Source organism: Streptomyces sp. SP18BB07 (genome assembly GCF_036322545.1).
Taxonomy (GTDB): Bacteria; Actinomycetota; Actinomycetes; order Streptomycetales; family Streptomycetaceae; genus Streptomyces; species Streptomyces deccanensis.
The window spans coordinates 23,366-40,442 of the sequence record NZ_JAQYWT010000222.1 but is presented as its reverse complement, the minus strand read 5'-3'; the positions used below and the strand labels follow the sequence as shown (position 1 = coordinate 40,442).

Annotated in this window: 17 protein-coding genes; 11 read left to right on the top strand and 6 right to left on the bottom strand. The window is 72.3% G+C overall.

Annotated elements, in window-relative coordinates; genetic code table 11:
- Positions 1–14: 14 nt before the first annotated feature.
- On the bottom strand, positions 15–620 hold the full coding sequence (locus PUR53_RS05550; RefSeq protein ID WP_329897056.1) for a TetR/AcrR family transcriptional regulator: 606 nt from the start codon (positions 618–620) through the stop codon (positions 15–17).
- A gap of 188 nt (positions 621–808) precedes the next feature.
- On the opposite strand from PUR53_RS05550, the gene PUR53_RS05545 reads away from it, so the two are divergent.
- On the top strand, positions 809–1,858 hold the full coding sequence (locus tag PUR53_RS05545; RefSeq protein ID WP_329907568.1) for a patatin-like phospholipase family protein: 1,050 nt from the start codon (positions 809–811) through the stop codon (positions 1,856–1,858).
- A 1-nt stretch (position 1,859) separates the two neighbouring features.
- Positions 1,860–3,404 (top strand): flavin-containing monooxygenase, encoded by a 1,545-nt coding sequence (locus tag PUR53_RS05540; RefSeq protein ID WP_329907567.1) that lies wholly within the window; start codon positions 1,860–1,862, stop codon positions 3,402–3,404.
- Here the strand turns inward: PUR53_RS05540 and PUR53_RS05535 are convergent.
- Entirely contained in the window at positions 3,377–3,808 is a 432-nt protein-coding gene (locus PUR53_RS05535) for a hypothetical protein (protein WP_329907566.1), read from the bottom strand. The genes PUR53_RS05540 and PUR53_RS05535 overlap by 28 nt on opposite strands.
- 213 nt (positions 3,809–4,021) lie before the next feature.
- On the opposite strand from PUR53_RS05535, the gene PUR53_RS05530 reads away from it, so the two are divergent.
- The 9 genes from PUR53_RS05530 to PUR53_RS05490 all read left to right on the top strand — a co-directional run bounded on the left by PUR53_RS05530 (position 4,022) and on the right by PUR53_RS05490 (position 11,941).
- The gene (locus PUR53_RS05530; protein ID WP_329907564.1) at positions 4,022–5,755 is read left to right on the top strand and encodes an FAD-dependent oxidoreductase; all 1,734 of its coding nucleotides are present in this window, start codon (positions 4,022–4,024) and stop codon (positions 5,753–5,755) included.
- 190 nt (positions 5,756–5,945) lie between these two features.
- On the top strand, positions 5,946–6,359 hold the full coding sequence (locus tag PUR53_RS05525) for a hypothetical protein (protein ID WP_329897061.1): 414 nt from the start codon (positions 5,946–5,948) through the stop codon (positions 6,357–6,359).
- 226 nt (positions 6,360–6,585) lie between these two features.
- On the top strand, positions 6,586–7,740 hold the full coding sequence (locus PUR53_RS05520) for a SchA/CurD-like domain-containing protein (protein ID WP_329907562.1): 1,155 nt from the start codon (positions 6,586–6,588) through the stop codon (positions 7,738–7,740).
- Between the two features lie 41 nt (positions 7,741–7,781).
- Positions 7,782–8,237, top strand: coding sequence for a cupin domain-containing protein (locus PUR53_RS05515; protein ID WP_329907560.1), 456 nt, complete (start codon positions 7,782–7,784; stop codon positions 8,235–8,237).
- The gene (locus PUR53_RS05510) at positions 8,234–9,502 is read left to right on the top strand and encodes a beta-ketoacyl-[acyl-carrier-protein] synthase family protein (protein WP_329897064.1); all 1,269 of its coding nucleotides are present in this window, start codon (positions 8,234–8,236) and stop codon (positions 9,500–9,502) included. Before PUR53_RS05515 ends, PUR53_RS05510 begins: the two co-directional genes overlap by 4 nt.
- Positions 9,499–10,758: a beta-ketoacyl synthase N-terminal-like domain-containing protein gene (locus PUR53_RS05505; RefSeq protein ID WP_329907558.1), complete on the top strand. Its 1,260-nt coding sequence runs from the start codon at positions 9,499–9,501 to the stop codon at positions 10,756–10,758. The genes PUR53_RS05510 and PUR53_RS05505 overlap by 4 nt, the downstream gene beginning before the upstream one ends.
- A gap of 67 nt (positions 10,759–10,825) precedes the next feature.
- The gene (locus tag PUR53_RS05500; protein WP_329907556.1) at positions 10,826–11,083 is read left to right on the top strand and encodes an acyl carrier protein; all 258 of its coding nucleotides are present in this window, start codon (positions 10,826–10,828) and stop codon (positions 11,081–11,083) included.
- Between the two features lies 1 nt (position 11,084).
- On the top strand, positions 11,085–11,564 hold the full coding sequence (locus tag PUR53_RS05495; RefSeq protein WP_239756077.1) for an SRPBCC family protein: 480 nt from the start codon (positions 11,085–11,087) through the stop codon (positions 11,562–11,564).
- A gap of 44 nt (positions 11,565–11,608) precedes the next feature.
- Entirely contained in the window at positions 11,609–11,941 is a 333-nt protein-coding gene (locus tag PUR53_RS05490) for a TcmI family type II polyketide cyclase (protein WP_329897067.1), read from the top strand.
- Positions 11,942–12,006: 65 nt separating this feature from the next.
- On the opposite strand, the gene PUR53_RS05485 is transcribed toward PUR53_RS05490, so the two are convergent.
- From PUR53_RS05485 to PUR53_RS05470, 4 genes are all read right to left on the bottom strand, one after another.
- Positions 12,007–13,002: a methyltransferase gene (locus tag PUR53_RS05485; RefSeq protein WP_329897198.1), complete on the bottom strand. Its 996-nt coding sequence runs from the start codon at positions 13,000–13,002 to the stop codon at positions 12,007–12,009.
- 157 nt (positions 13,003–13,159) lie between these two features.
- Entirely contained in the window at positions 13,160–14,224 is a 1,065-nt protein-coding gene (locus PUR53_RS05480) for a right-handed parallel beta-helix repeat-containing protein (protein ID WP_329897068.1), read from the bottom strand.
- A 95-nt stretch (positions 14,225–14,319) separates the two neighbouring features.
- The gene (locus PUR53_RS05475; RefSeq protein ID WP_329907554.1) at positions 14,320–15,501 is read right to left on the bottom strand and encodes a YihY/virulence factor BrkB family protein; all 1,182 of its coding nucleotides are present in this window, start codon (positions 15,499–15,501) and stop codon (positions 14,320–14,322) included.
- Between the two features lie 56 nt (positions 15,502–15,557).
- Positions 15,558–16,799, bottom strand: a complete 1,242-nt coding sequence (locus PUR53_RS05470) for a serine hydrolase domain-containing protein (protein WP_329907552.1) — start codon at positions 16,797–16,799, stop codon at positions 15,558–15,560.
- Between the last annotated feature and the right edge of the window lie 278 nt (positions 16,800–17,077).

Below are 17,077 nucleotides of genomic sequence, written 5' to 3'. Positions count from 1 at the left end.
ACTCCTCCGCCCGGTCATCTCTCCGCCCGGTCCTCCATCCGCAGCACCAGCCGCAGCGTCTCCGTCAGGACGGCCGTGGGGACGGTCGGGTCGGCGACGCGCTGGACGCCGAGTCCTATGCCCAGGCTGAGCAGGGTCATCGCGGCCCGGTCGGCGGGCATCGCCGGGGCGACACCCAGCTCCAGGGCGAGCGCGTCGAGCAGGTGGGCGAGGGCCTCACGGATCACTGCGACCCGTACGGCGATCTCGCCCCGCAGCTCGGCGTCGTGCCGCGCGCTGGTGAGGAACTCGACCTCCAGCGTGGTCCACGCCTCGTCGCCGATGTGCGCCTCGGCCCACGCGGCGAAGGCCGACAACCGGTCCTCGATCCCGGCCTCGCCCATGACGGCGTCCGTGAGCAGCGCCAGCTGTTCGGCCCGGATGTCGTCGAGGGCGGCGAGGCACAGGTGGTCCTTGCTGCGGAAGTTGGAGTAGACGGCGCCCTTGGAGTAGCCGGCCGTCTCGGCGACGTCGCTGAGCGAGGTGGCGGCGTAGCCGTGGGAGAGGAACAGCTGCCGCGCGGTGGCGACCAGCCGCTCACGCGTCCGTTCCTGACTCTCGACGCGGCTGAGGCGGGCCATGTCTCGCTCCCTCTCCAGGTGGCTCGGGGATTCCCGGATCCTATCTCCGGCAGGGGGCTGTCCAATCATTTCGGATACCACTAGTATCCCGATCTCGCTGGTATCTGGATTTCCTGAGTATCTGAATATCCGAGCGCTCCTCGGCACGACGCTGCCGGTCGAGTGACGAGTATCGGGATGTGAACGCGGTGACCGCTCCGAGTACACGCACGACCACGACCCCCACCCGAGGACTCGTACTGGGCTGCGGCGGCACGCTCGGCGCGGCCTGGACGATCGCCGCCCTGCACGCGCTGCGGCGAGCCGTCGGCTGGGATCCGCGCGAGGCCGACGTCCTGGTCGGCACCTCCGCCGGGGCCGAGGTGGCGGCCCTGCTCGGCGCGGGCGTGGGCGTGGAGGAGCTGCTGGCCGCGCAACTGGGCCGCCCGGACGCCCGCCCCGACCTCCTCCGCCACTTCGCCTCCCCTTCCCGGGCGCTCCCGCCCCGGCCCGCGGCCTTCCTCGGCTCCCCCGGACTGGCCCGCCGCGCCCTGCGCGGGGCGGCCCCCGCCCTGGCCGGGCTCTCCGGGCTGCTGCCCCAGGGCCGTGGCGACACCCGATGGCTGGCGGCCCTCGCGGACTCCCTCGTCCCCGCCGGGCAGTGGGTCCCGCATCCGGCGACCTGGCTGGTGGCGACCGACTTCGACACGGGGCGCCGTACGGTCTTCGGGCACCCCGACACGCGCCCGGCCGCCCTGCGGGACGCGCTCCGGGCGTCCTGGGCGGTGCCGGGCTGGTTCCCGCCCGTGCGCATCGGGGGCGGGCGGTACGCCGACGGCGGCATCCTGTCCACCGCCTCCGCCGACCTGCTCGTCCCGAGCGGACTCGACGAGGTGTACGTCGTCGCGCCGATGAGCTCCCGCTCCCCCGGCCCGCGCCACGGGCTCGGCCGGGCGGAGGCACTGCTGCGCCGGGCGATGACCCGCACGCTCGACGCGGAGTGCGCCGCGCTGCGGGCGACGGGCACGAGGGTCGTCCGGATCGAGCCCGACGCCGCCGACCTGGAGGTGATGGGCGGCAACTTCATGGACCCCCGACGCCGCCTGACGGTCCTGGAGACCGCCCTGCGCACCACACGCGCCCACGTCCGCGAGGCGCTCCGCGAGGCGCCCGGCGAAACCGTCCGCGAAGCCGCCGGTGATGTCGTCCGCCACGCCGTCCCTGACGCCGCACCCGCCGCCCCACGGACAGGAGCCTGAGATGCCGCACCCCGAGAACCCCGACGGCCCCGAGAACCCCGACGGCCCCGAAGTTGCCCCGGCAGCCGAGGCCCGAGTGGCCCGGACCCACCACGTCGAGGCCCTGATCATCGGCAGCGGCCTCTCCGGCATCGGCGCGGCGATCAAGCTGCGCGAGGCGGGGGTCCGCGACCTGGTCCTCGTCGAGAAGGCGGACGACCTGGGCGGCACCTGGCGCGACAACACCTACCCGGGCTGCGCCTGCGACGTGCCCTCCGCCCTGTACTCGTACTCCTTCGCGCCCAACCCGGAGTGGACCCGGGCCTTCGCCGGCCAGCCCGAGATCCGCTCCTACCTCCGGAACACGGCCGCCGCGTACGGCATCACGCCCCTCATCCGCTACGGCACCGAGGTCACCCGCGCGCAGTGGGACCCGGCGGCCGCCCGCTGGCATGTCGAGACGACCCGTGGCACCTACACCACCCGCTTCCTGATCTCGGCGGCCGGACCCTGGCACGAACCGCTGCTCCCCGACATACCCGGCCTCGCCGACTTCCCCGGCGAGGTCTTCCACTCCTCGCGCTGGCGCCACGACGTCGACCTCACCGGCGCCCGGGTGGCCGTCGTCGGCAGCGGCGCCTCGGCCGTGCAGTTCGTGCCGGCGATCCAGCCCCGCGTCGGCCGGCTGCACCTGTTCCAGCGCACCGCCCAGTGGGTGCTGCCCAAGCCCGACCACCCGGTGCCGAACGCCGAACGCCGGGTGCTGCGGACCGTCCCCGGAGCCCAACGGGCACTGCGGGCGGCGGAGTACGCGGCGCTGGAGGCCCTCGGCGTCGGCTTCCGCCACCCGGCCCTGCTGCGCGCGGTACAGAAGGTGGGCGGCCTTCACCTCCGGGCCGCCGTCAAGGACCCCCACCTGCGGCGGGCCCTCACGCCCGACTACACCCTGGGCTGCAAACGCCTCCTCCTCTCCAACACCTACTATCCGGCCCTGACCAGGCCCAATGTCACCGTCCACGCGACGGCGGTGAAGGCCGTCGACGGCGGCAGCGTCCTCGGCGCCGACGGCAGCCGCGCCGACGTCGACACGATCATCCTGGGCACCGGCTTCCACATCCTCGACATGCCCATCGCCCGCCGGGTGTTCGACGCCGACGGCACCAGCCTCGACGACCACTGGAAGGGCAGCCCGGACGCCTACCTCGGCACCACCGTCAGCGGCTTTCCCAACGCGTTCGTCCTCCTCGGCCCGCACCTCGGCACCGGCCACTCCTCCGCGTACGCGGTCCTCGAAGCCCAACTGGCGTATGTGGCGGGCGCGGTACGGCACTTCCGCGCGGCGGGCTGGAGCAGCATGGACGTACGCCCCGAAGTCCAGGCCGCCTTCAACGCCGAGCTTCAGCAGGCCCTCCCGTCCACGGTCTACAACGCGGGCGGCTGCTCCAGCTACTACCTCGACGACAACGGCGTGAACAGCTTCAGCTGGCCCTGGTCGACGGGCCGTATGCGCCGACGGCTGGCCCGGTTCGACCCCGAGGCCTACGAGGTCATGGGGGCTGTCGGCTGAGGCCGCGACCCGCCGCCCCCGCCGCCCCCGATGGCCGCGATCAGGAACGAGACACCGGTCGTCACCGCGATCGTCCCCAGCATCACCATTGTCACGCCGATGACGTAGAGGCCGCTGGCGTCGTCCGACCAGTCGTAGAAGGAGGCCACCGTCAAGCCGATCGTGGTGCCGGCCACGGCGCCGGTGATGTGCCGTCGGGACGCCGCCCAGTACACCGGCACCAGCAGGGTCAGCACCAGGCCGATCACCTGCCACGCCTCGTACGGGCCGGTCGACGAACCGTCAGGATGCAGGTCGCGCCGCTGGTCCCAGCCCAGCCAGAGGGCCCAGAGGGCGAGGGCTGACACGGCCGTCACGAGGCCCGGCAGCAGTCGGGAGGCGGTCTTGCGGAGTCGTTCGCTCATGAACCCAGCGTCCCGGCACGGCTCTTCTCCGCCCAGAGCACACGTACTCAGCTCCACCCGAGTACCTGAGCGGTCCGCCCCGGAGCCGTCGCGAGGGCCCTAAGCGGGTGAAGCCCGGTCCCGTTCTCCCGGTGCGGGGCGCGTGCGGGGCATGGATGAAGCCCCCGGCCCCACCCGGCCGAGTCGGCGGACACGACGCGCTGGAGTTGAGCGATGAACGCGATGAAGCAGAGCCATAAGACGGGGCAGAGGCCCGATCGGACCGACGCCACCGGCACCCCCACCCACCACCACACCCCGGTCCTCGTCGTCGGCGGGTCCCTCGTCGGCCTGTCGACCTCGGTGTTCCTGGGCCGCCTCGGGGTGCCGCACACCCTGGTGGAGCGGCATGCCGGCACCTCCATCCACCCGCGCGGCCGGGGCAACAACGTCCGCACGATGGAGCTGTTCCGGACGGCCGGCGTCGAGCAGGGCATCCGCCGGGCCGCCGCCACCCTGTCCGGCAACCACGGAATCCTCCAGACGCCCACCCTCGTCGGCGACGCGGGCGAGTGGCTCTTCAAGGAGATCGACGCGGGCGGCGGACTCGCCCGCTTCAGCCCCAGCTCCTGGTGCCTGTGCAGCCAGAACGACCTGGAGCCGGTGCTGTTCGAGCACGCCGAACGGCTTGGCGGCGACCTGCGCTACAACACCGAACTGCTGTCGTTCGACAGCGACTCCTCCGGTGTCACCGCGATCGTCAAGAGCCGCGAGACCGGCGAGCACACCACCGTCCGCGCGGACTACCTCGTCGCCGCCGACGGCCCGCGCTCCCCGATCCGCGAACAGCTCGGCATCGGGCAGAGCGGCCCCGGCGACCTGTTCCACAACGTCAGCGTCACCTTCCGCTCCCGCGGCCTCGCCGAGGTCGTCGGCAACCGCCTCTTCATCGTCTGCTACCTGACGAACCCCGACGCCGACGGGGCGCTGCTGCCCGTGGACAACCGGGAGAACTGGGTCTTCCACCTGCCCTGGCACCCCGAACACGGGGAAACCCTGGAGGAGTTCACCGAGGAGCGGTGTGTCGAGCACATCCGCCGCGCGATCGGGGTGCCCGATCTCGACGTCGAGATCACCGGCAAGGCCCCCTGGCACGCCGCCCAGCGCGTCGCCCGCGGATACCGCTCGGGACGGGTCTTCCTGGCCGGCGACTCGGCCCACGAGATGTCCCCGACCGGGGCCTTCGGCTCCAACACCGGTATCCAGGACGCCCACAACCTCGCCTGGAAGCTGGCGGCCGTGCTCGGCGGCTGGGCCGGGGAGGGCCTGCTGGACACGTACGACGCCGAGCGCCGCCCGGTGGCGGAGGCGACCAGCGCCCGTGCCGCCGCCCGGTCGGTGGAGCACAGCCACCCCGGCTTCGCCCCGGCCCCCGGTGTCGGCGGCGGTGGCGGCCCGCAGCGCGGCATCCTCAACGTGGCCCTCGGCTACCGCTATCCGCGGGGTGCCGTCCTCGGCGCCGACCCCGCGACCCCGGTCGTCCCGGAACGCCTCGACCTGTCCGGCGCACCGGGCAGCAGGGCTCCCCACCTGGCCGTCCGGCACCGGGGAGAACACATCTCCACGCTGGACCTCTACGAGCGCTCGCTCGTCCTGCTCAGCGACGCCGACGCGGAGGGCCACACCGGCGCCGGCACGGACGGCGGGTCGGCCGGCTGGCACGAGGCCGCCCTCCGGCTGGCCGAGGCGATGTCCGTCCCCCTGGCCTCGTACCGGGTCGGCGACGGCCCCGCCGCCGAGCTGACGCCCGAGGGTGACGCGGACTGGGCGGCGGTCCACGGGACGGCGCCCGGCGGCGCCGTACTCGTCCGGCCCGACGGGTTCGTGGCCTGGCGGGCGCCGGGTCCGGTCCCGGACACCGAGGCGGCGCTGCGGGAGGTCCTCACCACGCTGCTGGCGAGGACCTGAGGCCGTCCGACCGGGCTGAGGACCAGCCCGTCTCCCCCGTGAACTCGCCCGACGGGCGGGCGGGTTCACCCGAGTGATCGTCTTGAGTGGTGGGGTAGGGAGTGCTGTCTGACGGTGGATCACGTCGGGGGCGGGTCACCACAGCTGACGAGGTGTCGGCTGCCCGCCCGGCCGACGGAAGGATCGTCAGATGCGCTCTGTTCGTATGCTCATGGCCACCGCGGCGGCCTCGGCCCTCCTCGCGCTCGGCGCGCCCGTCGCGTACGCGTCCGGGGGCTGGGACGGCTCGGACTCCTCCTACAGCGAGCACGACAAGGGGCAGGACAAGGCGGCCTCCGGGAACGCCCAGCAGGACGAGGGGTCCTGGAGCGGGAAGCAGGACGGTGGCTCCTGGAGCGGCAAGCAGGAGGACGGCTCCCGCAGCGGCGGGCACGACGAGGAGTCCTGGGGCGGCGGGCACGAGAAGCCCAGCGGCGGGATCCACACCGGCGGTGGCGGCCTCGCCGCCCCGGCCGTGACCGCGGGCGGGCTGGCCGTCCTGGCCGTCGCCGGGACCGGCCTGTACGCGGCGCGCCGCAAGAAGACCGCCACGAGCGTGGCCTGACCCGTGCCGGGCGCGATAGCCGCCGTGACCGGCCGCGCCGCCGCCCGACGGCCCGGCCGGTCACCGGCCCCGACCCCCCGTCACCCGCCCGGTGCACCGGTCACCCGCGCAGTGCATACGAGTCGCGCGCCCGAGGGGTCGGGCTCAGGATCGAGGCACGCCGACGTCACGCCGCTCCGGCCGACGTTCGCCCTTCTCTGCCCCCCACCGAGGAGATGTGCGCAGGATGACCACCACGTCCGAACGTGTTACCGAGTCACTGCGGCGACAGGTGTCGCAGCGGGTCTCCCAGTCCGTCTTCGACGGCTCCCGGCTCCGTGTCGTCCTCCTCGTGGACGTCTACGACGGCGCCCAGCAGCAGTTCCTGGAGGCGTACGAGCAGCTGTGCAACCAGGTCGCGTCGGTCCCCGGACACGTCAGCGACCAGCTGTGCCAGTCCATCGAGAACCCCTCCCAATGGCTCATCACCAGCGAGTGGGAGAGCGCCCCGCCCTTCCTCACCTGGGTCAACAGCGAGGAACACGTGCAGATGGTGCGGCCGCTGCACGACTGCGTGCGCGACACCCGCTCGCTGCGCTTCCACATCGTCCGCGAGACCGGCGGCCCGGCGGTGGAGGCCGAGGCGGGCGAGCGCCGGCTGCAGACCTCGCCCCGCATCGGCGACGGCCTGATCCGGCACGCGCTCACCTTCACGGTCAAGCCGGGCAGCGAGGAGAAGGTCGCCAAGATCCTCGCCGACTACGCCGCGCCGGAGCCGCGGGTCGACGACACGACCCGGCTGTGCCGCACCTCCCTGTTCATGCACGGCAACCGGGTGGTCCGCGCCGTCGAGGTGCGGGGCGACCTGCTCGCCGCGCTGCGGCACGTGGCCCGGCAGCCCGAGGTGCGGGCCGTCGAGGAGGCCATCAACCCGTATCTGGAGCAGGACCGGGACCTCGACGACCCCGACTCGGCCCGGGTCTTCTTCACCCGCGCGGCGCTGCCCGCCGTGCACCATGTGACGGCCGGCCAGGAGAGCCCGGACGCCGTACGGCACGCGCTGTACTACCCGGCCCGGGAGGGCAGCGGACTGCGGCTGGCGGAGCTGCTCGCCCGGCAGGACGAGGCGGCGGCGGACGACCCGCAGGGCCCGGTGCTGCGCAGCACGATCTTCCAGCGCGACGACATCGTGGTGCGGCTGGTCGACGTACGCGGCGGCCTCGACGCCGACCCGGGCCCCGTGCTCGGGCTCACCGACCGCGCCCGCGCGGCCGAGCTGACGGCGCTCCTCGACGGCCGCGCCCTCGGCATGGACGGCTCGCCCAGGGACGAGGCCCCCGCCCGGCTGCTCACGGTCGCCCGCATGGACCTGGTCACCGACCGCCGGGCGCCCGACGCCTGACCACCTCTCACCAGTCCGCAGCTCACGTTCGGAGGAACGTCGTGATCAATCGCCATCCCAAAGTGGTGGATGTCAGCGAGGTCGAGCCCAACACCCGGCGCGGCGGTGATCTGCGCGCCATGCTCACCCCCACCACCGTCGGCTCCACCAGCGGTTTCATGGGCGTGGCCATCGTGGCGCCCGGTGACCGCATCGCCGAGCACTACCACCCGTACTCCGAGGAGTTCATCTACGTCATCTGCGGGCAGCTGGAGGTCGACCTCGACGGCGAGGCCCACGAACTCCGGCCCGAGCAGGGGCTGCTGATCCCCGCCCACATGCGCCACCGCTTCCGCAACGTCGGCAAGGTGGAGGCCCGGATGGTCTTCCACCTGGGCCCGCTGGCCCCGAGCCCGCCGCTCGGCCACGTCGACACCGAGGACGCGAACGGCGTACCGATCCCGGTGGAGGCGGCGCACGCCGCACGGGCAACCGAACACACCCGGGTCCGCTCATGACCAGGCGCGTGGCGGTCACCGGCATAGGCATCGTCGCCCCCGGCGGCATCGGCGTCCCGGCGTTCTGGGACCTCCTGGCGGGCGGCCGTACGGCGACGCGCGGCATCACCTTCTTCGACCCGTCCGGGCTGCGTTCGCGGATCGCCGCCGAGTGCGACTTCGACCCGGCGGCCCACGGACTGGACGCGGACCTGATCGCCCGCTGCGACCGGTACATCCAGTTCGCCCTGGTCGCCGGCGAGGAGGCGGTACGGGACTCCGGCCTCGACCTCGCCGCCGAGAACCCCTGGCGGGTCGGGGTGTCCCTGGGCACCGCGGTCGGCGGCACCACCCGGCTGGAGCACGACTATGTGCTGGTCAGTCACAGCGGGCAGCGCTGGGACGTGGACCACCGGGAGGCCGGTCCGCATCTGCACCGGGCGTTCGCGCCCAGCACCCTCGCCTCCACCGTCGCCGAACGCTTCGAGGCGCGCGGGCCGGTGCAGACCGTCTCCACCGGCTGCACCTCGGGCCTCGACGCCGTCGGGTACGCCTTCCACACCATCGAGGAGGGCCGGGCCGACATCTGCATAGCCGGGGCGTCGGACTCGCCGATCTCCCCGATCACCATGGCCTGCTTCGACGCGATCAAGGCCACCTCCCCCAACAACGACGACCCGGCCCACGCCTCCCGCCCCTTCGACGCCGACCGCAACGGCTTCGTGATGGGCGAGGGCGGAGCCGTCCTCGTCCTGGAGGAGCTGGAGCACGCCCGGGCCCGGGGCGCGCATGTGTACTGCGAGATCGGGGGCTACGCCACCTTCGGCAACGCCTACCACATGACCGGTCTGACCACGGAGGGCCTGGAGATGGCACGGGCCATCGAGGACGCCCTCGACCACGCCCGGATCGACCGCACGGCCGTCGACTACGTCAACGCGCACGGCTCGGGCACCAAGCAGAACGACCGGCACGAGACGGCCGCCGTCAAACGCACGCTCGGCGCGCACGCCTACGACACGCCGATGAGCTCCATCAAGTCCATGGTGGGCCACTCGCTGGGCGCGATCGGCGCCATCGAGGTCGTCGCCTGCGCGCTGGCCCTGGCGCACCAGGTCGTCCCGCCCACCGCGAACTACGAGACCCCGGACCCCGAGTGCGACCTGGACTACGTCCCGCGCGTCGCCCGCGAACGGAAGCTGACCAACGTGCTCTCCGTGGGCAGCGGGTTCGGCGGCTTCCAGTCCGCGGTGGTCATGAGTCTGCCGAGGGAGAAGACACGATGAGCGAACGGAGCACGCGGCGTCCTCGGCGCGCGGTCGTCACCGGAATCGGCGTGGTCGCGCCCAACGGAACGAGCACCGAGACCTTCTGGAAGGCCACCCGGGAGGGCATCAGCGTCCTGGACCGGGTCACCCGCGAGGGCTGCGAGCACCTGCCGCTGAAGGTGGCCGGCGAGGTCCGGAACTTCGACCCGCCCTCGGCGGTCGAGGAGCGCTACCTCGTCCAGACCGACCGGTTCACGCACTTCGCGATGGCCGCCGCCGACCAGGCGCTCGACGACGCCCGCCTGGACCGGCCCGAGACCGACGCGGCCCCGTTCTCGGTGGGCGTGGTCACGGCGGCCGGCTCCGGCGGCGGCGAGTTCGGGCAGCGGGAGCTGCAGCAGCTGTGGTCCAAGGGCAGCCGCTTCGTCGGCCCGTACCAGTCCATCGCCTGGTTCTACGCCGCCAGCACCGGCCAGATCTCCATCCGCAGGGGCTTCAAGGGCCCCTGCGGGGTGATCGCCTCCGACGAGGCCGGCGGTCTCGACGCCGTGGCGCACGCGGCGCGGGCCGTGCGGCGCGGCACCGACGTGATGGTGACCGGCGCGACCGAGGCGCCGCTGGCCCCCTACTCGGTGGTCTGCCAGCTCGGCTACCCGGAGCTGAGCACCGTGGCCGACCCGGAGCGCGCCTACCGTCCCTTCACCTCGGCGGCCTGCGGGTTCGTGCCCGCCGAGGGCGGCGCGATGCTGGTCGTGGAGGCCGAGGACACGGCCCGGAAACGCGGCGCGCCCGTCCGGGCCCACCTGGCGGGCCACGCGGCGACGTTCACCGGCGCCTCCCGCTGGGAGGAGTCCCGGGCGGGCCTCGCCGAGGCGATCCGGGGCGCACTCGCGGAGGCCGGCTGCGCCCCCGAGGAGGTCGACGTGGTCTTCGCCGACGCCCTCGGCACTCCGGCGGCGGACCGGGCCGAGGCACTGGCGATCACGGACGCCCTCGGCGCGCACGGCACCCGGGTCCCCGTCACGGCGCCGAAGACCGCCGTCGGCCGGGGCAACGGCGCGGCGGCCGTGCTGGACGTGGCGGCGGCGGTGCTCGCGATGGAGCACGGCGTCATCCCGCCCACCCCGAACGTCTTCGACGTCTGCCACGACCTCGACCTCGTCACCGCCCGCGCCCGCGCCGCCGAGCCGCGCACGGCTCTGGTCCTCAGCCGGGGCCTCATGGGGTCGAACGCGGCGCTGGTGCTGCGACTCGGCCCCGGCGACACCACCTGACCGTCCCCCGTCCCTCCCGACGCACCACCTCGCACCGACGCACCACCTCTGCACCAAGGAGAACCGCATGAGTGACCGCATCACCGTGGAAGAACTGTCCGAGCTGATGAAGAAGGCCGCCGGGGTCACCGTCACCCCGGAGGAGCTGCGCCAGCGCTACGAGTCCGGCTTCGACGCCCTCGGCATCGACTCGCTCGGTCTGCTCGGCATCGTCGGCGAGCTGGAGAACCGGTACGGCACGCCGATGCCGCCGGACGCGGAGAAGGCGAAGAGCCCGAGGCAGTTCCTCGACCAGGTCAACAGCGCGCTGATGGCGGGAGCCTGAGATGGCCGGACACACGCACAACGAGATCACCATCGCCGCGCCCGTCGACCTGGTCTGGGACATGACCAACGACGTCGCGAACTGGCCCCGGCTGTTCAGCGAGTACGCCAGCGCCGAGATCCTCTCCGAGGAGGGGAACCGGGTGACGTTCCGGCTGACCATGCACCCCGACGAGAACGGCAAGGTCTGGAGCTGGGTCTCGGAGCGGGAGACGGACCGCGAGACGCTCACCGTGGAGGCCCGCCGCGTCGAGACCGGCCCCTTCGCCTACATGAACATCCTCTGGGAGTACGAGAAGGTCCCGGGCGGCACCCGCATGGCGTGGACGCAGGACTTCTCGATGAAGCCGGACGCGCCGGTCGACGACGACTGGATGACCGACAACATCAACCGCAACTCCAAGGTCCAGATGGCCCTGATCCGGGACCGCATCGAGAAGGCCGCCGCCGAACGGGGCGCCGCGCCGGGCCTGACCGACTGAGACGGCCGAACCCGACCCCCGTATTCGGACGGAGAACGACACCCATGCACCAATCCCTGATCGTCGCCCGGATGGCCCCGGGCGCCGCCCCGGACATCGCCAAGATCTTCGAGGAGTCCGACCGGGGGGAGCTGCCGCACCTCATCGGGGTCTCCCGGCGCAGCCTCTTCCAGTTCGACGACGTGTACATCCACCTCGTCGAGTCCGAGCGGGACCCCACGCCCACCATCACGAAGATGGCCGGGCATCCCGAGTTCCGGGCCATCAGCGAACGGCTGTCGGCGTACGTCAGCGCGTACGACCCGGCGACCTGGCGCTCGCCGAAGGACGCGATGGCGAACTGCTTCTACCGCTGGGAGCGGGACGACCGCTCCTGAACGCGCCGACAGGCCGCCGGGCACGCGCGTCGCGCGTGCCCGGCGGCCTGTCGTCACGGTGCGGGTCAGCCGGGGACGTGGCAGTCGAACGCGTGCAGGTAGGCGTTGACCGGCCGTACGTCGTCGATGACCAGCCCCGCGGCCGTCAGCCGGGAGGTCATGCTCTCGGTGGTGTGCTTGGCCCCGCCGACGTTGAGGAGGAGCAGCAGGTCCATGGCGGTGCTGAACCGCATCGACGGCGAGTCGTCGACGAGGTTCTCGATGACGACGACCCGGGTGCCGGGGCCGCCCGCCCCGATGACGTTGCGCAGCAGCCGGGCGGTGCTGTCGTCGTCCCACTCCAGGATGTTCTTGATGACGTACACGTCGGCCCGGACCGGGACGGCCTCGCGGCAGTCGCCTGGGACGACGCGGGTGCGGTCCGCGAGCGCGCCGCCCGGTCGCAGCCGGGGGTCGGCGTTGTCCACCACCCGCGGCAGGTCGAGCAGGGTGCCGTGCAGGTCGGGGTGCTTCTCCAGGAGGCTCGCCACGACGTGGCCCTGCCCGCCGCCGATGTCGGCGACGGACGAACTCCCCGACAGGTCGAGGAAGTCGGCGACGTCCCGCGCGGACTGCGTGCTGGAGGTCGTCATGGCCCGGTTGAAGACGTCGGCCGACTCCGGGGCGTCCTCGTTCAGGTAGACGAAGAACTCCTTGCCGTACAGGTCCTCGACGACGTTGCGGCCGGAGCGCACCGCCTCGTCGAGCTTCGGCCAGGCGTCCCAGGTCCACGGTTCGGTGCACCACAGGGCGATGGCGCGCAGGCTGTGCGGGTCGTCCTCGCGCAGCAGCCGGGACATGTCGGTGTGCGCGAACGTCCCGTCGGGCCTTTCGGTGAACACGCCGTGGCAGGACAGGGCCCGCAACAGCCGCCGCAGCGGCTTCGGTTGGGCCTTCACCGCGGCCGCGAGGTCCTCCGCGGACAGCGGGGTGTCGCCGAGGGCGTCGGCGACGCCCAGTCGGGCGGCGGCGCGCAGGGCGCCGGCGACCGCCGCGCCGAAGACGAGTTCCCTGAACCGCATGGGTGGCGGCGGGGCGGCCTGGGGCCCCTGGGCGGACGTGTGGACGGCCTGGGTCCGCGTGGTGCGGGCGGTGGGTGACGGCTCCCCCGCCGGTCTGGTCTGAGCGGTCGTCATACGACGCCCTCCTTGTTCGCGTTCATGGACGACCCCGGCCCGGTCAGCACAGTCCGGCGGGCTTGGACGCCGCGCAGGTGTTGCCGGAGAAGGTGTTGCCCTTGCCGGCGGTGTCCGTGTTGACGATGTCTGCCGGGGCGTTGTTCTCCAGGACGTTCTCGGTGATCCGGTTCCGCTCGCTGGTGGTGCCCACGAAGCTCTTCCACACGACGATGCCGCCCGACAGCGGGGAGGCGCCGGCGTTGCCGGTGATCCGGTTCCGGGTGACCAGGGTGTCCTCGGCGCCGGTCAGCACGATGCCGGTGCCCTGGAGGGCGTCCAGTCGCGCGGTCTTCGGACAGGACTTGTTGTTGCGGTCGATGAGGTTGTCCCGCACGGTCAGGGCGCCGGCCCTCGGCTTGTTCTCGTCGCCGACGACGAAGACGCCCGCGCAGTTGCCGGTGACGTGGTTGTCCGCGACGGTGAGGTTGCGCAGCCGCCGGACGGTGAGGCCGATCCGGTTGCCCTCCAGGCGGTTGTGGGCGACGACGATGCCGCCGCTGTCCGTGGCGCCCTGCTCGGCCTTGACGGTGTTCGCGAGGAACAGTCCGGCGTCGCCGTTGTCGCGGGCGGTGTTCTTGCGGAACACGCCGCGCACCGAGCGTTCCTGGGCGATGCCCCACACACCGTTCTTGACGGCGGTCACGTGCCGCACGGTGAGCCGGTCGGTGTCCTGCGCGAAGACCCCGGAGCCGGTGAAGCCGGTCACGGTCAGGTTGGCGACGGTGACGTCCTCGACCTTGTGGTCCTTCGTTCCGATCACACAGATGCCGTTGCCGGCGTCACCGCACCCGTCGGCGGCCTTCGTCACGGCCGGTTCGACGACGGTGCGGGGGCCCATGCCGCGCAGGGTGATGCCGTGGGTGCCGATCCGGACGCTCTCGCGGTAGGTGCCGGAGGCCACGAGCACCGTGTCGCCGGGCGCGGCCGCGTCGACCGCCTGCTGGATGGACTCGCCGGGGAAGACCACGTGGGTCGGGTGGTGGGCGACGGCCTGCGGGGCGGCCCCGAGCCCCACCCCGATGACCGCCGCGACGCACGCCAGATAGCCAATATGCCATTTCGTCATATTCCGCAAGATATGACCATGCACCGCCCAAACCGGCCCGATGGTCCATCCGACGGCGTGTCCCCGCGCCGGCCGTCATCGACCGTCATGGACCGTCATTGATCGTCGGCGCCGAGGCGCCGTCGGTCCTCCTCGTCCCACTTGCGGGTGTCGCGCGGCTCGACGTACGGCTCCTCCTGGGGCGGATGGCCGCCCGCCAGGGCCCGCTGACGCGCCAGTTCGGCGTCGAACTCCAGGCCGAGCAGGATCGCCAGATTGGTGATCCACAGCCACACCAGGAAGATGATCACGCCCGCGATGGCGCCGTAGGTCCTGTTGTACGAGCCGAAGTTGGCCACGTAGAACGCGAAGCCGGCCGAGGCGACCATCCAGATCAGCAGGGCGAGCAGACTGCCCGGGGTGATCCAGCGGAAGCCGCGGACCTTGGCGTTCGGGGTGGCCCAGTACAGGACCGCGATCATGATCGTGACCAGCAGGACCAGCACCGGCCACTTCGCGATCGACCACACGGTGAGCGCCGTGTCCCCGACCCCGAGCGCGGTGCCGACCTCCTTGGCGAGGGCTCCGGTGAACACCACGATCAGGGCGCTGATCACGGCCATCACCATCAGCACCACCGTCACCCCGACCCGGACCGGCAGCACCTTCCACACCGGACGGCCCTCGGGGACGTCGTACACCGCGTTCGCGCTCCTGATGAACGCGGCGACATAGCCGGAGGCCGACCACACCGCCAGCGCCAGACCCACGATCGCCATGATCGAGCCGAGCCCGGCGTTCCCCTGCATCTGCTGGACGGCGTTGGTGAGCACGTCCCGCGCGGCGCCGGGGGCGAGCTGCTGGATGTTGTCCAGCACCTGCTGCGTCGCCGAGCGCCCGACGATCCCCAGCAGGGAGACGAGCGCCAGCAGAGCCGGGAACAGGGCGAGGATCCCGTAGTAGGTCAGCGCCGCCGCCCGGTCGGTCAGCTCGTCCTTCTTGAACTCCTTCACGGTGCCCTTCAGCACCGCCCACCAGGAGCGTTTCGGCAGATCGGCGGGGCTGTCCGGCGCCCGCCGCTCCACCTCCTCGTCCGGCCCGGCCGTCGGCGCCGCCCGCGCGGCCCCGCTCTCGTCGCCGCGCCCGGCCTCCTCGTGGCGGTCGGCCGTCTCGCCGCGCTCGACCTCCTCGTCGCGCGCGAACCGGTCGTCGCGCTCGACCTGGTCGGTGTGCCCGCCGTAGCCGGGGTGCCCACCGTGCTTTCCGTGCCCACTGTGCCGTTTCAGCGTTCGCATCATGCCGTGCGGGTAACCGACCGGGCACGGCTTATACGTGCACATTCACGGCAAATAGTTCAGCGCGGGGGCGCCGGGCGGTCGTAGACGTGGTCCGGGGTGACGACCTCCGTGATCGCGCGGGCGACCAGCGAGGACGGCTCCTGGCCCTCGTACGTCACGTCGGTGTTGAGCAGCACCACCAGGGTGGCCTTCCGCTCCGGCAGGTACACGGTCACGCTCTGGTAGCCGGGGATGGAGCCGTTGTGCCCGATCCAGCCGCCGCTCTCGAAGATGCCGAGGCCGTAGTCGGTGCCGGGGAAGCCGGTCGGCAGCGTCTTCAGCCGTTCGCGCTGGGTCCGCGGGCTGAGCAGGGTCCCGGTGGCGACGACCTCGGCCCACCGGCGCAGATCGCGCAGCTCCGAGATCATCGCGCCGGCCGCCCAGGCCCAGCTGGGGTTCCAGTCCGTGGCGTCCTCGATCTCACCGCTGAGCGTCTGGTTGGTGTAGCCGCGCGCGTGCGGCTCCGGGAACCCGGGGCCCTCGGCGAACAGCGTGCGGCGCAGCCCGGCCGGGCGGATCACCCGTTCGCGGAGGTAGTCGGCGAAGCGCTTGCCACTGACCTTCTCCACCACCAGGCCGAGCAGGACGAAGTTGGTGTTGGAGTACTGGAACCGCTCACCCGGCGCGAAGGTGTTCGGCTTCCGGAAGGCGTACGCGAGCAGCTCCCGGGGCGTGAAGAAGCGGCTCGGGTCGCTCAACAGGGCGTGGACGAAGTCCGGGTCGGCGCTGTACGGGAAGAGGCCGCTGCGCATCTGCGCGAGATGACGCACCGTGATCCGATGGCCGTTCGGCACGCCCCGGACGTAGCGGGAGATCGGGTCGTCCAGGCGGACCCGGCGGTCGTCGACGAGCTGGAGCAGCGCGGTGGCCGTGAAGGTCTTCGTCTCGCTGCCGATCCGCATGAACAGGTCGGTGGTCATCGGCCGGCGGGTGACGATGTCGGCGACCCCCGTCGACCGGACGTAGCACCCCTGGCCCGGCAGCCACAGGCCGACGGTGACCCCCGGGATGCCGGCCTCCTGGCGGACGCCCTCGACGGCTTGGTCCATACGGGCGGTCAGTTCGGGGCCGAGACCGCCGCGCGGACAGTCGTTCTTGTCGTACCGGTCCTTGTCGTACCGGCCTTTGTCGTACCGGTCTTCGTCATACCGGTCGGCCGCGGCGTGCACGGCTGTCGCGGGGGCCATCGCCATCGGGGCCAGCACGGACGCCACCAGCAGCGCGGCGGCGAACAGGCGGCGGAAGGGGGTGCGTCGCATGTCGGGGCGCCTTCTCGGGAGCGGGGTCTCGAAGGGGCAAGCGTCACCGTCCGAGCCTTGGGCAAAGGTCTCTGCCTCGTACACGCTCCGCGAGTCCACTCGTTCGGAGCCGGACGGGATTCACCGTTTCACCGGCCGTCCACCGCGGTTCGCTCCTCGCGGAAATCACCGCCGATCGCTATTCTCCCGAATGCCAAAAATCAGGCTCGGCCTCCCTCGTGCCGGTCGGAAAAGCGGATCCCTCATGGAGCAGGATTCAAAATGAGAACCGATTATGA

Excerpts from the sequence above, each read along its gene's own strand:
- PUR53_RS05490 (WP_329897067.1), top strand. The coding sequence starts at position 11,609 with ATGCACCAATCCCTGATCGTCGCCCGGATGGCCCCGGGCGCCGCCCCG.
- PUR53_RS05470 (WP_329907552.1), bottom strand. The coding sequence starts at position 16,799 with ATGCGACGCACCCCCTTCCGCCGCCTGTTCGCCGCCGCGCTGCTGGTG.
- PUR53_RS05525 (WP_329897061.1), top strand. The coding sequence starts at position 5,946 with ATGCGCTCTGTTCGTATGCTCATGGCCACCGCGGCGGCCTCGGCCCTC.
- PUR53_RS05480 (WP_329897068.1), bottom strand. The coding sequence starts at position 14,224 with ATGACGAAATGGCATATTGGCTATCTGGCGTGCGTCGCGGCGGTCATC.
- PUR53_RS05495 (WP_239756077.1), top strand. The coding sequence starts at position 11,085 with ATGGCCGGACACACGCACAACGAGATCACCATCGCCGCGCCCGTCGAC.
- PUR53_RS05540 (WP_329907567.1), top strand. The coding sequence starts at position 1,860 with ATGCCGCACCCCGAGAACCCCGACGGCCCCGAGAACCCCGACGGCCCC.
- PUR53_RS05500 (WP_329907556.1), top strand. The coding sequence starts at position 10,826 with ATGAGTGACCGCATCACCGTGGAAGAACTGTCCGAGCTGATGAAGAAG.
- PUR53_RS05550 (WP_329897056.1), bottom strand. The coding sequence starts at position 620 with ATGGCCCGCCTCAGCCGCGTCGAGAGTCAGGAACGGACGCGTGAGCGG.
- PUR53_RS05510 (WP_329897064.1), top strand. The coding sequence starts at position 8,234 with ATGACCAGGCGCGTGGCGGTCACCGGCATAGGCATCGTCGCCCCCGGC.
- PUR53_RS05475 (WP_329907554.1), bottom strand. The coding sequence starts at position 15,501 with ATGATGCGAACGCTGAAACGGCACAGTGGGCACGGAAAGCACGGTGGG.
- PUR53_RS05505 (WP_329907558.1), top strand. The coding sequence starts at position 9,499 with ATGAGCGAACGGAGCACGCGGCGTCCTCGGCGCGCGGTCGTCACCGGA.
- PUR53_RS05520 (WP_329907562.1), top strand. The coding sequence starts at position 6,586 with ATGACCACCACGTCCGAACGTGTTACCGAGTCACTGCGGCGACAGGTG.
- PUR53_RS05485 (WP_329897198.1), bottom strand. The coding sequence starts at position 13,002 with ATGCGGTTCAGGGAACTCGTCTTCGGCGCGGCGGTCGCCGGCGCCCTG.
- PUR53_RS05535 (WP_329907566.1), bottom strand. The coding sequence starts at position 3,808 with ATGAGCGAACGACTCCGCAAGACCGCCTCCCGACTGCTGCCGGGCCTC.
- PUR53_RS05530 (WP_329907564.1), top strand. The coding sequence starts at position 4,022 with ATGAACGCGATGAAGCAGAGCCATAAGACGGGGCAGAGGCCCGATCGG.